General features: G+C 66.6%; 13 protein-coding genes and 1 pseudogene. 4 read left to right on the top strand and 10 right to left on the bottom strand.

Translation table 11 applies throughout. The features are described from left to right. The first annotated feature begins 346 nt into the window (after nt 1-346). Nucleotides 347-1,012 (top strand): L,D-transpeptidase family protein, encoded by a 666-nt coding sequence (locus AU192_RS11685; protein ID WP_423202684.1) that lies wholly within the window; start codon nt 347-349, stop codon nt 1,010-1,012. A 12-nt stretch (nt 1,013-1,024) separates the two neighbouring features. Here AU192_RS11685 and AU192_RS11680 read toward each other — a convergent pair whose 3' ends face one another. From AU192_RS11680 to AU192_RS11660, 5 genes are all read right to left on the bottom strand, one after another. Next, the gene (locus tag AU192_RS11680; protein ID WP_064396223.1) at nt 1,025-2,284 is read right to left on the bottom strand and encodes an oxygenase MpaB family protein; all 1,260 of its coding nucleotides are present in this window, start codon (nt 2,282-2,284) and stop codon (nt 1,025-1,027) included. A 17-nt stretch (nt 2,285-2,301) separates the two neighbouring features. Next, entirely contained in the window at nt 2,302-3,126 is an 825-nt protein-coding gene (locus tag AU192_RS11675; protein WP_064396222.1) for a tryptophan-rich sensory protein, read from the bottom strand. A gap of 61 nt (nt 3,127-3,187) precedes the next feature. Then, on the bottom strand, nt 3,188-4,546 hold the full coding sequence (locus tag AU192_RS11670; RefSeq protein WP_064396220.1) for an MBL fold metallo-hydrolase: 1,359 nt from the start codon (nt 4,544-4,546) through the stop codon (nt 3,188-3,190). A 19-nt stretch (nt 4,547-4,565) separates the two neighbouring features. Then, on the bottom strand, nt 4,566-5,339 hold the full coding sequence (locus tag AU192_RS11665; protein WP_064396218.1) for a sulfite exporter TauE/SafE family protein: 774 nt from the start codon (nt 5,337-5,339) through the stop codon (nt 4,566-4,568). A gap of 212 nt (nt 5,340-5,551) precedes the next feature. Continuing rightward, entirely contained in the window at nt 5,552-6,931 is a 1,380-nt protein-coding gene (locus tag AU192_RS11660) for an MBL fold metallo-hydrolase (protein WP_064396216.1), read from the bottom strand. Between the two features lie 132 nt (nt 6,932-7,063). On the opposite strand from AU192_RS11660, the gene AU192_RS11655 reads away from it, so the two are divergent. The 3 genes from AU192_RS11655 to AU192_RS11645 are packed head-to-tail and all read left to right on the top strand — an operon-like array spanning nt 7,064 to nt 8,531. Beyond that, entirely contained in the window at nt 7,064-7,333 is a 270-nt protein-coding gene (locus tag AU192_RS11655; RefSeq protein WP_064396248.1) for a metal-sensitive transcriptional regulator, read from the top strand. Nucleotides 7,334-7,361: 28 nt separating this feature from the next. Continuing rightward, entirely contained in the window at nt 7,362-7,766 is a 405-nt protein-coding gene (locus AU192_RS11650; RefSeq protein ID WP_064396215.1) for a DUF302 domain-containing protein, read from the top strand. A gap of 30 nt (nt 7,767-7,796) precedes the next feature. Then, nucleotides 7,797-8,531: a DUF305 domain-containing protein gene (locus AU192_RS11645; protein WP_064396213.1), complete on the top strand. Its 735-nt coding sequence runs from the start codon at nt 7,797-7,799 to the stop codon at nt 8,529-8,531. A 20-nt stretch (nt 8,532-8,551) separates the two neighbouring features. On the opposite strand, the gene AU192_RS11640 is transcribed toward AU192_RS11645, so the two are convergent. From AU192_RS11640 to AU192_RS11625, 5 genes and pseudogenes are all read right to left on the bottom strand, one after another. Then, complete coding sequence (locus tag AU192_RS11640; RefSeq protein WP_064396211.1) at nt 8,552-9,646, bottom strand: NADH:flavin oxidoreductase; 1,095 nt, start codon at nt 9,644-9,646, stop codon at nt 8,552-8,554. Between the two features lie 59 nt (nt 9,647-9,705). Beyond that, complete coding sequence (locus AU192_RS26120; RefSeq protein ID WP_278183960.1) at nt 9,706-9,837, bottom strand: hypothetical protein; 132 nt, start codon at nt 9,835-9,837, stop codon at nt 9,706-9,708. A 47-nt stretch (nt 9,838-9,884) separates the two neighbouring features. Continuing rightward, a pseudogene (locus tag AU192_RS11635) lies at nt 9,885-12,417 on the bottom strand (DEAD/DEAH box helicase). Beyond that, nucleotides 12,410-13,342: a LysR family transcriptional regulator gene (locus AU192_RS11630; protein ID WP_064396208.1), complete on the bottom strand. Its 933-nt coding sequence runs from the start codon at nt 13,340-13,342 to the stop codon at nt 12,410-12,412. Before AU192_RS11630 ends, AU192_RS11635 begins: the two are co-directional and overlap by 8 nt. Before the next feature lie 65 nt (nt 13,343-13,407). Then, the gene (locus AU192_RS11625; RefSeq protein ID WP_064396207.1) at nt 13,408-15,750 is read right to left on the bottom strand and encodes a CaiB/BaiF CoA-transferase family protein; all 2,343 of its coding nucleotides are present in this window, start codon (nt 15,748-15,750) and stop codon (nt 13,408-13,410) included. Between the last annotated feature and the right edge of the window lie 2 nt (nt 15,751-15,752).

Here is a 15,752-nt window from a genome sequence, read left to right as displayed (position 1 = left end):
CTGCCCCGGACCCCTCGGCGAACACGCCCAATGGCGCTGGTACGAACCCTTCCAACCCCAACCACCACCCACCAACTGACGTCGAATAGGTCGGCCCACACCACGATTCGTACCTGGGCTTACGTATGGGCGCGGCGCCCCACCCGATGATCATCACCGGCTCACCGGCTCACCGGCTCACCGGCTCAGCTCATCGGCTCACCGGCTCACCGACGAGCGGATCGCGACACGGTCTCAGTCTGGCCGCGAACAGGTTTCGCGGGCCGCCGTGCACCGGCTCGCGCGGATACGCTGTGCGGATTCGACATTCGAGCGTTCGAGCCCGGTTCCGAGGTAGCCCGTGAAACTGCGAAAAGCACTGGTGTGCCTCGGTGCTGCGCTCCTGTGCATACCGCTCGCAGCGCCCGCGTCCGCACAACCCGCTGCCGCGACCGCGCGAACGACGCAGTGGATCGTCGTCGGCGTGCCCACCGCAGACGCCACCTCGGGCACCCTCACCGCCTTTCAACGCACCGGGCAGCAATGGAAACCCGTCCTGGGGCCGACACCCGCCAAGGTCGGCGCCCTGGGTGTCGGTGCACCAGCCGACGGTGTCCACCGCACGCCGGTGGGGACCTTCACGTTCGACCAGGCATTCGGCCGCCAGCCCAATCCGGGCACCAAGATGCCGTACTTCCAGACCACGAACCAGGACTGGTGGGACGAGGACGCCTCGTCACCTACGTACAACACCCATGTGCGGGGTCCGAACAAACCGTCGTCGATCGCCGAGAACCTCTACGATTCCGGGCCCGTCTATGACTACGCGGTCAACATCACGGTGAACCCGCAGCGCATCCCCGGACGGGTCTCGGGCATCTTCCTCCATGTGACCGACGGGAACCCAACATGGGGGTGTGTGGCCATCGGGCGCGACGAGATGCGCTCGCTGCTGACGTGGCTGGACCCCGCCGCGGCGCCACTGATCACCGTCGGTGTGGGCAGTCCGTCATTGGTGCCCTCGCGGGCGTGATCGTGGACGTGATCAGCGGCGCAGGGGTACCGCGGCCTCGAAAGCCGCTGCCTTGCCGTCGGATTGCCACTGCAGCCAGTTCTCCCACCGCTTGAGATTGGTCCGCTGCCACCAACGGTCCACCGTCGACGACAATCGCCGCGCGATCTCCAGCGTGAGGATCAGCGGAAAGCGGCTGAGCAGCAGCAACATTCCCGGAAGAGCCGACGGTAGCCGGTAGCGGCGCCGATTCCACGACAGCATGTACAGCCCGAGGTATCCCGCTTGTACGCGGTAGTGATACTCGGCGCGAAGCCGCTGCAGGCCGCGGTGCGTCGCGGCGGGTGCGAACGCGGGAACGAAGGACTGGACCAGTTCGGTGCCGCTGTCAGCGCTGTCGTAGCTGCGCGCCGCGTCACACATGAACAGGATGCGCCACGCATCGGCGACAGTCTCGGGGAAGTAGCCGTCGCATCGCACACCGACGAGGTAGCCGCAGTAGCGGTTGAAATGCAGAACGGCGCGCATCTCTCGCGCAGAGGTGAGGTGACCGAGAAGGAACAGGCCGAACGCCGGTGCCACACTTCCACCCAACAGCGTGAGAAGCATGGCGGACTGGCTGATCGGCAGACCCCAGCGTTCGGCGTCCCACTCCGGGTGCTGTCTGACGCGGTCGCGGACGCTGACATGCATGATGCGCACATGCAGGGAGATCTTGCGGCCCAACGATCCTGGGGTAAGGATGGCGCCGGGGCGGCAGACCTCGATCCACCAGCGCGATGTCTCCAGATACCGGTGCAGGGCGCGCTGGCCCGCGTAACCGCCTGAGAGGGACAGGGGCACCGCCAGCCAACCCTCGGTGTAGGTGTCGTTGGTACCGGCGTTGCCGAGCGCGCCCAGCGCGTAGGCCCACCGACGCCAGACCGCCGCTCCTTCCTCGACGAGGTCCGGGTCGACCCACGCGGGGAGTCGCTCGAACTCCTCGAACAGCGCGCGCATCGACTCGGGCGCCTCGGGCACATTGTCGATACCGTCCCGCTGAGCCCTCTCGACCAGATCGCGGGCCTTCCTCGCGCCGAGTTCGCCGTGATAGGTCTCGGCGACGAAGCGTTCGGCGACGGGGTCGCCTTCGGTGAGGCCGGCGATGAATGCCCGTGCGGTGTCGTCGGTGGGCAGTAGATCGACACGGGCCAGTCGCTTCACCACATTTCGCAGGCGCGCGCGGTGGCCGGTGAGCCCTGGGTAGCGAAACGCGGTGGGCGCGTTCGGTGGTCGTGGGCTCAGATCCGGCATATCTCAGTCTCAGCCGACTAGCCTTCGATCGTGCGGCTTTTCGCGGATCCCCTCGGTGACTGCGTAAGGTAGCGCGCGCTCATCGCGACGGCGATCCCCACCGCTGCCGCGCCCGCCAGCGAGGCGATCAGGACCGGCGTGGTTTCGCTCAGCCGCACCGCGACGCCGATCAACGCCCAGATGATCACCAGCCCGTAGGCGATGTCGCGGTGGCGCAGGTTCATCACCACTCCGAGCGCGGCCGCCACCACAACCATGATGGCGCCCCAGGTCGGTTCGGAGAGCCCGAACCCGGACCATCCGGCGTCGTCGAGGGTGATCGTCGCGTTGGCGATCGTCGCGACCGATATCCAGCCCAGGTACACCCGGAACGGGATGTGCACCGTCCACCGCTCCAGCGTCGAGGCGGGTGGTCGGGAGGCCTGCAGGCGGTAGATGACGATCAAAGCGACCAGCAGCACGACCATCACCAGCATGCTCAGCGGGAACTGGTTGTGGTGCCACGCGAACAGCCAGCAGCAGTTGGCGGCGGAGGTCAGCAGGTACCAGGGAGCGATGGCGCGTGCGGCGCCGCTGTCGTCGCGTCGCTGCGCGAGCGTCACGCCGAGGTACACGGTGTAGGCGATCAGCCCGAGGTAGATCAAGCTCCAAATGGAGAAGACGTATCCGGCGGGGACGAAGTACACCTCGAAGCGACGGGTGACGTCGCCGGTGGTCTGGCCGTTGATCGGCAGGCCGTTGGCGAGGTAGTTGACGACGAGCGTGACCGCGGTGGCCACGCCGACCGCAAGCGGCCACAGCACTGTCGAGGTGGATCGGCGGTCGGCGGTCCGGCTCACCATGTCGGGCTCCTTCGGCTTCGATCGGTAAGCCGTACATGCCCGTTCGAGACGGGTTCGAACCCTATGGCTGCGGCGTCACGGTGAGGCCGAGGTCCGCGGCGTTGCTGAAGTCGTCGTCGATGAGAACGACGTCATGGCCGGCGCGGTCGAGAATAGACGTCGCGATCGAGGACCGATAGCCGGACGCGCAGTGCACCCAAACGGTCGAGGACGGAACCTCGTCGAGCCGCTTCGGTAGTTCATGCAGCGGTATGTTCACAGCTCCCGGAATGCGCTCGGACTCGTACTCGTGGTTCTGCCGGACATCGAGCACCGCCACGGCGTTCGTCCGGAGATGCTCGGCCAGGTGGCGGAAATCGGAAACGGGATATGAGCCGAGCGGCCTTCCGTCGCGCAGCCGGTCGATGTCACCGGTGGCGGCGCCCGTCAATCGATCTACCCCGATACGCACCAACTCGCGTTTGGCGTCGGCAATTTGCCCGGGAGAATCACCGATGAGGGTCACCGGGGCGCCCCAGTCGTAGAGCCATCCGAAGTAACTGACAAAGGACCCCGACAGCTCGAAACCGAACGCTCCCTGCAGATGCCCTGCTGCGAACGCGGTCCTGCTACGCAAGTCGACGACCCACTCGCCGGCCTCCAGTCGGCGGCGCAGTTCGCCGGGATCGATCGATTCTGGTGGCGTCAGATCGACTGGGGGCGGGCCCTCGCTGTTGATGACGCCCATGTGCGCGTAGTACGCCGGGTACGCCGAGAGTCCGGCCAGCAGTTCGTCGACGAAGCTCTGTTCGTCCTGTGTGAGGGCAGGATTGCTCCGCCGTTGCTGACCGACTGTCGATTCGTCACCGGAAGCCGGTGTGGCCGAGCAGAAGCTGCCGAAACCGTGGGTCGGGTACACGGCTGTATCAGCGGGCAGTCTTTCGGCGATCTTGCGCACCGAGTGATATTGCGCGCGGGTGAGTTCCTCGGTGTCCTCCGCCCCGATCAAGTCCGTGCGACCGGTGGTGCCGAACAACATCGATCCTCCGCTGAAGACGCCGTGAACCGTGTCGGTTTCGTCGCGGAGGACATAGCTCATGTGGTGGTGGGTGTGACCCGGGGTGAGCATCGCCTCCAACCGGATGGGCCCGGCGTCGATCACCTCACCGTCGCTGACGGCGTGACGGGCGTATTCGACGTCGTCACCCGCGGGCACCACGTACTCGGCGCCGACGGTGCGCGATAGTTCGAGTCCGCCGGTCAGGTAGTCGTTGTGCAGGTGTGTTTCCAACACATGGGTGATGCGGACCTTGCGGTCGTCTGCAAGAGTGAGCACCCGGTCGATGTCCCGCTGGGGATCGATCGCGACGGCGACATCGCCGTGGCTGACCAGATAACTGCGGTCACCGAGGCCGGAGGTTTCGATGATCGAAATGTCCATGAGGAATCTCCTTCAGGGGTCAACGTAAGAAAATCGTGTCGACGAGTACGAACGCGGCGACGACGAAGACGAGGTAGGCGAACCAGCGCTGCAGGCGGTCGGTGTCCACCTTGGTGCCGAAGTATCCGGCGACGAGTGAGCCGGCCATCGCGGCGGCGACGAATGCAGCAGTCAGCGACCAGTCGACGCTGACGCCGTGAAGATGCGAGAAGATACCGGCTAGCGAGTTGGCCACGATGACCAACAGCGAAGTGCCTATGGCCGTGGACATTTCGACGCCGAGCACCACCACGAGTGCCGGGATGATGAGGAAGCCTCCCCCGACGCCGAACAGACCGGTCAGCACGCCCACGACAAGGCCTGCCCCGATGGACCGCGGCGCGCACCGACGCCAATTGACCTGCCCGGCGCGCACCTCACAAGCGGTCCCGGTGTTGCCTTGATCGACCAGCATGCGAACGCCGGCGACCACCATAACGACCGCGAACCCGATCAGCAGCGCCGAGTCGGGGAGGTGTCTGCTGATGGCGCTGCCGAGAATGGTCGCCGGGATGCCGGCCGCCGCAAAAATGCCGGCCATCCGCCACCGAACCTGTCGGGCGCGAATTTTCGGCAGCGCACCGACGGCCGAAGCCGTGGCGACGACGACCAGCGAGATCGGAATGGCCTCTTCGATGCCGAGACCTACCCCGTAGACCAGCGCTGGGACGGCGAGGATCGATCCCCCGCCGCCGAGCAGTCCCAGCAGCACGCCGATCAGCGCGCCAAGAGCCAGGCCTATCGCTAACGCCATGGGATGTCCCTACCCGGTTACCGGCGCCAAAACCCGCCGGTGCGACGGCGCGGCGGGTCCTTCGGCGGTCGACAGCGGCATTGCTGCGCAACCGGTACCGACCGCATCACGTCGTCGACGTGCTGACCACAGCCGTCCCACGTCGTTTTACCGCAGGACGAGCATCGAACGGCGTAACACATGCGGATATCTCCTTTCCCGGCTGAGACGTCTCAGACCGTCGCGTGGGCGTCGACCCATGCGGCGTATCCGCCCAAAAGGTCAGATACCTTACGAAATCCGTTGGCGCGCAGCAGTGATGCGGCCACGCTGGACCGCCAGCCACCGGCACAATGCACCACTATCGGCTTGTCGGTCGGCACTTCGCTCATTCGGTTCCGCAGCTGCGCCAGCGGGATGTGGATCGAGCCGGGGATGCCACCTGCTTCGCGCTCACCGGGATTGCGGATGTCGATCAGCGTTACGCCCTTTACGGTCAGCATCGCGTCCAGTTCGGTCACCGCGATTCGGGGCGCAGTCTGTACGAGATCGGCCAGATCGGCGGGAAATCGCCCATCGTGGCCGACATTGAGATAGCCGATCGCGTTGTCCAAGCCGATGCGTGCCATCCTCAGCGCGGCCTGCTCCTCTTCTCCCGGGTAGGTGATCAGGGCGATCGGGTCACCCACTGCGGCCACCATCCCAACGGTCTCGGCGAACCGGCCGTCGAATCCGACGTTGACGGAGCCGCGTAGGTGTCCCTCGGCGAAATCATCGACACCGCGCGCGTCCACGACACGCACACCGGCATCGAGCGCGGCCCGCAGCTGCTGGGGAGCCATCGCGGGAACGGTGCGGTCCTGCTGCAACAGCGGATGCACCCGCTTGTTCATCGCGGCATCGGAGGTGAAATACGCCGGCGCGGCCGGCTGACCGTGGGTGAGCATCGAGACGAAGGCGTCCTCACTCATCGGCTGCACCGAGGGGTTGCTCGCCCGCTGCTCGCCGATTGTCGATGTCAGCTCCGTGGACAGATTCTTGCCGCACGACGAACCGGCCCCGTGCGCAGGCATCACGAGCACGTGGTCGGGCAGCTTCATCAGCTTGTCGTGGATGGTGTGGAACATCGCTCGGGCCAGGGCATCGGTCGAGCTGTCACCCATGTTGACCAGATCCGGTCTGCCGACGTCGCCGATGAACAGGGAGTCGCCGGTCAGCACGGCCGAAGGCTCGGAATCGGCACGCTCGCGAACCAGCACGCTGATCGACTCCCAGGTGTGGCCGGGTGTCGACAGGATCTCCAAGTCGACCTGACCCAGTGACAGTCGCTCTCCATCGGCCAGCCTGCGGATCGGATACTCGGTGTCGGCGGCCTCACCGAAGCCGATCCAGGCGCCGGTCGCGTCGACGAGTTCGAGGTGGCCGGACACGAAATCCGCGTGGAAGTGAGTGTTGATCACGCCCTCGATCGTCAGCCCGTGCTTACGTGCATCGGCGAGGTACTCGGTGATGTCTCGGCGCGGGTCGACGACGATCGCGCGTCCGGTCGACTCGTCGCCGATCAGGTACGACGCGTGTGACAGGCATTCGATGTAGTACTGCTCGAGAATCATCCTTGTCTCCTCCCAGGCTGCGGAGAAATTGGCCCTATACCCCCAGGGGTATACGATGAATATACCCCCGGGGGTACCTATAATGCAAATACCCCCGGGGGTACCATTCAGATGGAGGTGGAAGGGAGAACCATGGTTGGTGACCAGGAAGCCATTGCCGCTGTCCTCAACCGGTTGCGGCGTGCGCAGGGACAACTCGCCGGTGTGATCGCAATGATCGAGCAGGGCCGAGAATGTAAGGACGTCGTCACGCAACTCGCGGCGGTATCGCGAGCGCTCGATCGCGCCGGCTTCAAGATCGTCGCGACGGGTCTGCGCGAATGCATGACCGGCGACCAAGAGGGCAATGAGAGGCCGATGACCGAGGAAGAACTCGAGAAGCTCTTCCTGGCCTTGGCCTGAGAATTGACGATCGACGAAAGGAGTCATCATGAGCATCGCTTTGGCCACCAGCCTGAAAACTTCGTTCGACGATGCCGTCGCCCGAACGCGTGAGGCGCTGGCCGATCAGGGATTCGGCGTTCTCACCGAGATCGACGTGAAAGCGACGCTGAAGAACAAGCTCGGAGAGGACATGGAAAGCTACCTCATCCTCGGCGCATGTAACCCGCCGCTGGCGCACCGGGCGATCAATGCGCAACGTCAGATCGGTCTACTGCTGCCGTGCAACGTCGTGGTGCGCAGCGATCCAGAGGACCCGGAAACCACCCTCGTCGAGGCGATGAATCCGCAGTTGCTCGTGGACGTCACCGAGGAGCCCTCGCTCAAACCGATCGCCGAGGAAGTCGGAAGCAAGCTGGCGGCGGTTATAGACACGCTTTCCCAGCTGACTTGAGCCACAGTTCATTTCAGGAAAGGACACATAATGCGGTGCAGGCGATGCGGCTACGGAATCGCGGCAATGGTGGCGACGGCGACGCTCGTCGTCGGCGCGTGTTCGACTTCGACAACGGAAGGGTCGGAATCGGTGACTTCTTCGGGCGGCGCGTCTGCCCCGTCGAGCGTCGCCAGCGATCAGGCCAAGCACAACGACGCAGACGTCGCGTTCGCGCAGGGAATGATCCCGCATCACCAGCAGGCGACCGAGATGAGCGATATCCTGCTTGGCAAGCAGGGGATCGACCCGCAGATCGTGTCGCTGGCAAACCAGATCAAGAATGCGCAGGGGCCGGAGATCAAGCAGATGGAAGGCTGGCTGCGCGACTGGAATGTCGCCCCAACGCCATCGGCGCCGACGACCACCGGCATGCCAGGCAACATGCCTGGACATCACGACGGCATGCCTGGGCATCACGACAACATGCCTGGGCATCACGACAACATGCCTGGACATGACGGACATATGGGTGACAAGCCCGGCATGGGCGCCGGCCACGGAATGATGTCGGCCGCGGACATGATGGCTCTCCAGAGCGCTCAGGGCGCGGACGCCGGACGGCTGTTCCTCACACAGATGATTCAGCACCACCAAGGCGCAATCATGATGGCGCAACACGAGATTCATCATGGCCAGTACCCGGCGACGGTGGAGATGGCCCGGAGCATTGTCACCACGCAGCAGGACGAGATCTCCACCATGCAGGAAATCCTGAACGGGTAACGACTCGAACCCAAGCCTTGTCAGGCCAGCTTCGCGAGCGCGGTCTCGGGGTCGTAACCGACGAACCGGTCGAGTTCGCCCCGCCTCAGCCGGTTCACCCAGGCGGGGTCGGCAAGAAGCGCTCGCCCGATCGCGACGATGTCGAACTCATCCGCGTCGAACTGCTCGACAAGGCGGTCGACGGGAGCGGGCTGGATCACCTCGCCCTGCTTCTCGCTGCGGAACTGGGTCTCCAAGCCGACCGAGCCGACCGCAATCACCGGCAGTCCGGTGACCTTCTTCGTCCACCCGGCGAGACTCAACTCACGGTCGTAATCACCGAAGGCGGGCACGTAGTGCCGGCGGGTAGACGGATGCAGCACATCGACGCCGGCGTCGACCAAGGGGCTCAGCAGCTCCTGGAGCTCGGTGGGGTCGTCGGCGATGGTCGCGCCGTAATCGGTGCCCTTCCACTGCGAGAAGCGGAAGATGATCGGGAAGTCCGGGCCGACTGCCTCGCGCACAGCGGCAACCACCTCGGCAGGGAACCGCGTCCGCGAACCCAGCGCACCGCCATACTTGTCAGTGCGCAAATTGGTTCGGGTCCAGAAGAATTCGTCGAGCAGATAGCCGTGGGCGCCGTGAAGCTCGATCGCGTCGAAACCCACTTCCCGGGCGTTCGCCGCGCTTTCGGCATACAGGTCGGCGAGCCGCCCGAGTTCACGGATCTCAAGTGCCCGGCCTCGCGGGCGACCGTGCCCGTCGACACCCGAGGGGCCGACGGGCACCACACCGTCGGCGTCGTCGCGCTGCACGCCCTGATGCCACAGTTGAGCGGCGATCGTGCCGCCTTCTCGGTGTACCGCACCGACGACTCGCCGCCAGCCGGCGAGCACCTCGTCGCCCGCGATCGTGGGGATGCTGGACGGATATCCGGCGGCCGGGTCCGGCAGCCGGATGCCCTCGGTGATGATCAGCCCGACTCCACCCGCGGCTCGCCGGCGGTAGTACTCGGCCACGTCGGAACCCGGAACGCCATCGGGCGAGGCCTGTCGAGTCATCGGCGCCATCGCGAACCGGTTCGGGATGGTCAACGAGCGGACGGTGAACGGTTGGAAGAGATCGTCAACGGCCATGAACCGTCACAACGCGGCGCCGCCGACGCTGATTCCAGCCGGGTGACCGAGGCGCCCGGTCAGCCCTCCGACGGCTTGTCCACGGCCTCATCGGGCAGCGGCAGCCCTTCGGCGCCTGGAGTAGCGGGGGACAGCACGTCCTCGGCCCTCTCGGTCGGTTCGGGCGTTACATTTTCGTTCGGAGATGTCATGCCCGTGTTGGTACCCCCGAGGCGCCGGCGTTAATCGCCCCAGGCCATTAGTCGAACCGGCCCGCGTCGATGACCCGCAACACCATCGCGCCGGCCTCGTCGGAGGCAGCAAGGTCGACCTCGGCGGTGAAGCCCCAGTCGTGGTCGCCCGCAGGGTCGTCGAAGATCTGTCGCACTCGCCACACCTCGGGTGCGCGGTCAATGATGAGCAGCGCCGGACCGCGAGCGTCGGCGGCGGTGCCGACGTCGTCGTGTTCGCCGAAGTAGTCGTCGCCGACCTGCTCCCAGCGCTGCGCCGTCCAACCCGAACCGCCGTCCAGCGCGCCGAGTTCGTCCCAGCGCTGCCGGGCGAACAACTGCACGCGACGGAACAACGCGTTGCGCACCATCGCCGTGAACGCACGCTGGTTGCCGGTCAGCGGGCGCGGCGGCGCAGGCACCGCCACCGGAGTGTCGTGCGGCTGGTCGGGGCCGGTCAGCTGCTCCCACTCGTCGAGCAGGCTCGAATCCACCTGGCGGACAAGCTCACCGAGCCACTCGACGATATCGGTGAGTTCCTCGGTCCTGGCCGTGGCGGGTACCCCCGACCGCAGCGCCTTGTACGCATCGGACAGGTAGCGCAGCACCGCACCCTCGGCGCGGGTCAGGCCGTACTCGCTGACGTATTCGCGGAACGTCATGGCGCGTTCCCACATCTCGCGCACCACCGACTTCGGGGACAGCCGCGCGTCGGCGGCCCACGGGTTGCTCTGCAGGTACACCTCGAAGGTGTGCTCGAGCATCTCCTCGAGCGGCTTGGGGTAGGTTACGTCGTCGAGAAGTTCGATGCGTTCGTCGTACTCGATACCCTCGGCCTTCATCGCCGCGACGGCTTCACCCCGGGCCTTGTCCATCTGCGCGGCCAGGATCTGGCGCGGATTCTCCAACGTCGCCTCGATCACCGAGACCACATCCAGTGCAAAGGTATCCGCGTCCGGATCGAGCACATCGACGGCGGCCAGTGCGAAGGTCGACAACGGTTGATACAGCGCGAAGTTCGGCGGCAGGTCGACGGTCAAGCGGTATCTGCGCCCGTCGGGGCCGGGCTCGTCGAGGCGCTCCACCACACCGGCCTGCAGCAGCGACCGCGCGATACCGACGGCTTCGCGAATGTGCTGCAGCTGCCGTTTGCGTGGCTCGTGGTTGTCGGTCAGCAGCCGACGCATCGCCTCGAACGGATCCCCGGGACGGTCAACGACTTCCAGCAGCATCGCCGTCGACACCCGCATGTTGCTGGTCAGCGGTTCGGGAGTGGCCTCGATCAGCCGCTTCGTCGTCGACTCACTCCACGGCACCATGCCCTCGGGCACCTTGCGGCGCACCAGCTTTCGGCGCTTCTTGGGGTCGTCGGCCACCTTGGCGAACTGCTTGAGGTTCTCCACCTCATGGTCGGGTGCCTGCACGACGACGGTGCCGGCGGTGTCGTAGCCGGCCCGCCCGGCCCGGCCTGCGATCTGATGGAACTCGCGCGCGTTGAGCAACCTGGTGCGCACACCGTCGTACTTCGAGAGCGCGGAGAACACCACCGTGCGGATCGGCACGTTGATGCCGACGCCCAATGTGTCGGTGCCGCAGATCACCTTGAGAAGACCGGCCTGCGCCAACTGTTCGACCAGGCGCCGGTACTTCGGCAGCATCCCGGCGTGGTGCGCGCCGATGCCGTGGCGCACCAACCGCGACAGCGTCGTGCCGAAAGCCGTCGAGAACTGGAACGCGCCGATCATGTCCCGGATCTCGGCCTTCTCCTCCTTGGTGCTGACGTTGACGCTCATCAGCGCCTGCGCGCGCTCCAGCGCCGAGGCCTGGGTGAAGTGCACGACGTAGATCGGGGCCTGTCCGGTCTCGAGCAGATCGCCGATCGTCTCGTGCATCGGGGTGGTCGCATACGAAAAGTACAGCGGCACCGGGCGTTCGGCGTTGGTGACCAACGCTGTCGGCCGGCCGGTGCGTCGGGTGAGGTCCTCGCGCAGGAACGAGACGTCGCCCAGCGTCGCTGACATCAGCAGGAACTGTGCCTTCGGCAGCTCGAGCAGCGGAACCTGCCACGCCCAGCCGCGGTCCGGGTCGCCGTAGAAATGGAACTCGTCCATCACCACCAGCTCGATGTCCGCGTCCGAGCCCTCCGCGCAGCGCGATGTTGGCCAGCACCTCGGCCGTGCAGGTGATGATCGGCGCTTCGCCGTTGACCGCGGCGTCGCCGGTCAGCATGCCGACGTTGGCCGCGCCGAAAACCTCGCAGAGGGCGAAGAACTTTTCGCTGACCAGTGCCTTGATCGGGGCGGTGTAAAAGCTGCGGCCAGGTTTCGGGGAGGATCGAGCCAGCGCTGCGAACAGCGCGCCCGTGGCCACCAGCGACTTGCCCGAACCGGTCGGCGTCGCCAGGATGACGTTGGCGCCGCTGACCAACTCGATCAGCGCCTCCTCCTGCGCCGGATACAGCACGGTGCCGTTCTCCTCGGCCCAGGCGGCGAACGACGCGAACAGCTCGTCGGGGTCGGCGCCGAGCCGTTTGGCGATGTCGGTGAGCGAACCCTCAGGCACCTCGATGCACCGGGCCCAGCCGGTCGGCGATCTGCTCGGCGGCCAGCTCGACTTCGGCGAGCCTGCTCCGCAAGCGTTCGGGCGCCCAAGCGAGCGCGATACGCGCTGGGGGCCAATTGGTTTCGTCGATCGGGACCAGCTTGAACTCCGGCGGGGAGAACATCTTGCCGATGAACGAGTCGGGTGCGTAGCTCACCAGCGCGACGAGATGCCGGTTGAACACCTGAGTGGCCATCTCGAGTTCACCACCGCGCTGGTTCGTCGTGCGCACGATGCGGTGGATGCCGCGGCTGTTGAGTTGTCGGGTCAACCCGGCCAGCACCACGGGATTGGGCCGGGCGAAGTCGATCACGACCTCCCGGTCACGCAACTCGTCGATCGTCACAAGGTCTTTGGCGGCCAGGGGGTCGTCGAACCGCACCGCGACCGCACCCTGGTAGCTGGCCACCACCTTGTGGCGCAGGCGCTTGTCACCGGCCGGCAGGTGGATCAAACCCAGCTCGGCCTGTCCGGCGATCAGCTTGGCCGCGACCTCGGTGCCCGAACCCGGAACGCGGAACTCCGTCGGCCCGGGCAGGCCGGCCAACACCGTCTCCAGTTGGGCCAGCAGGTCGGACGGCGCATAGGCGGTGGCGCTCAGCCGAAGCGGCGCCGAACCCTGCACACTCTGCTTGGCAGTGGCTTTGAACTCCTCGATCTGTCGCAGGATTTCGCGGGCGGGGCCGATCAGCCGTTCACCGAGCGGGCTCAGCCGCACGTCGTGGTAGCCGCGTTCGAACAACGCTCCGCCGAGCTCCTTCTCGAGGAGTTTGATCTGCTTGCTCAGCGGGGGCGGCGTGATCATCAACTTGTCGGCGGCCCGCTTGAAGTGCAGTTCGTCGGCGACGGCGACGAAATACCTGAGCCTGGTGAAGTCGATGTCCATTCCTGCGGTGTCTCGAACGGGTGGCCGTGCACCCCGCATGCTACGAGATCACCGGTGCGCCCCGGTCAGATGTGCACGTCGCCGGTGGTGGTCTCGAGCACTCCGCGCCGGTGCAGCGCCTCGATCTCCGTGGGGCTCAGACCGAGAAGTTCCGTGGCGATCTCGACGGTCTGCTCCCCGATGAGGGGGGCTTGGCGCAGCGGGGGATCGGCGACGTGGTCGCAGTGGATCTGCACGTTCTCCATCGTGAATGGGACGTCTGCGTGCGGATGAAGCTCCTCGCGGAACGACCGCCGTTGCTCGTAGTACCCCCAGGACGGGAGCTCGTCGGCGTGCATGACGGCGCCCGCGGGCACACCCGCGGCCTGCAGCCGTTCCATCGCCTCGGTGCGCGAATGACGGGAGGTCCAGGCGCGCACCGCGTCGAGGTCGAGCGCACCGTCGCCGGGCACGCCGATGACCCAGCGCAGTGCCTGCAACTCGGCGGCGTCCCGCACGGTGATCGCGATCCACTTGTGCTCACCCGCGGCCGGGAACAGTCCCCACGGCGCCCCGCGTTCCGCGTCGGAGCGGGGGTGTCCGGCACGCTCGAGCGCATCGGCGGCGATGTCGGCGGCGACGTGGCTCAGCATCACCTCGGCCTGCGCGATGCTCGCCGACCCGCCCTCGCCGGTGCGTTCCCGGCGCAGCAGCAATGCGATCGCGGATAGCGTCCCAATCCTGGCCGCCACGTGGTCGGGGTAGACGGTCACGGTGTCGCAGAAGGTCTCGGGTTCGCCCGGGTACACCCACTGGCTCGTGAACCCGACCGCGGCGCGCACCAGCGGCCCGTAGCCCAGGCGTTTGGCCCACGGGCCGTCGGGACCGAAGGCGGAACTGTCCACCACCACGATGCCCGGGTTGATGCGTCGCAGCGCCGCGTAGTCCATGCCCAGCGCTTCTGCGACGCCGGGCTTGAAGTTCGTCAGCACCACATCGGCGTCCCGCACCAGGCGGTGGGCGAGCCCGAGGCCCTCCTGCGTGCGCAGGTCGAGCCCGATCGAGCGCTTGTTGCGGTGTCCCGCGGCGAACGGCTGGGTCATCGTGGTGAGCTTGCCGACGCGCAGCCCGTCGGGATGGGCGGAGTGTTCGATCTTGACGACGTCGGCGCCCAGATCGCCGAAGAGCCGGCCGGTGTCGGCGCCGACGACGATGACCCCGAGATCGAGGACGCGTATCCCTTCCAGCGGCCGCCCCTCGCCTCTGCGTTGCCGGCCTGCCAACAGTGGAGCGGCGGTGAGGCGTTCGGACTCCGCGGAGTTCGAGTCGAGTGCGCTGGCGCGGTGTCCGTCGATCTGACTGACGCCGACCGGGATCGGGGCCACCACGCCGGGCGCAAGCTCCACGTCGCGGAAAAAGCCACGCGCGCTGAAGTGTTCGGCGGTCAACGCCTCCGACAGGGTCAGCACCGCCGCGGTGGGGACGCCGTGGGCCTGGCCCTGGGACTCCAGCTCGGCACGGGTCTTGTCGGCGCAGAAGCGGACGATGGCGTCGAGCAGATGCGGTGAGCGGAAACGCTTTCCGAGTTTGTCGTAGGACGGGTCGGCGAACTCCTCGGGGCTGCCCATCCACGTGAACATTCCGCGCCACTGCCGTTTGGCCAGGATACAGATGCGGACATGGCCGTCCTTGCACGGGATGATCGGATAGCGCTGGCGTTCGGCATCCCAGTCGCGTTGCTGCATCTTGACCGCGACGCCCGCCGACGCGCTGCCCGCCGAGCCGAACGGCGGGTCGAGCGTCTGCATGGCCCCGTCGAGGATCGAGAAGTCGATCAGGTCGCCCTCGCCGGTGCGCAGGCGGTCCAGGTATACGGCAATGGTCATCACCGCGGCCTGCGCGGCGGCCACGTGATAGGGCAGTTCGGCAGGCGGTACCAACGGCTCGCGGCCCGGTATGCCGGAGCGCGACAGCTCGCTGGACAATGCGTGGAACACCGGGCCGGTGCCCTGCCAGGTGCGGTAGTCGTTGTCGCGGCCGAAGTCGCTGAGCGACAGGATCACCAGCTGCGGGTGCTGCCTACGGATCTCACGCACCGCCAGCGTCGCCTCGGCGAGCGACCCGGGCCGGGTGTTCTCGATCAGAATGTCGGTCCCGGCAAGCACTCTCGCGAACTCGTCGCGGCCCGCTGCGGTTGAAGGATCCAGCTCGACCGTCTCCATGCCGTGCCGGTCGATGGCGGTCTGCACCGGCACCCCTGCGACGCGCGGACCCACCACGTCGCCGTCGGTCACACCCAGCAGACGCAGCACGGTCACGCGCGCCCCGAGGTCGGCGAGCAGTCGGCCGACGGCGCTCATCGGGCCCGAGCTCAGGTCGAGGATCCGCGTCCCGGACAACGGCGGATCGTATGCGGCGGCGCGGGACACAG

The sequence above is a fragment of the Mycobacterium lehmannii genome (assembly GCF_001499925.1).
Taxonomy (GTDB): Bacteria; Actinomycetota; Actinomycetes; order Mycobacteriales; family Mycobacteriaceae; genus Mycobacterium; species Mycobacterium lehmannii.
This window is presented reverse-complemented; position numbering and strand designations above follow the sequence as displayed.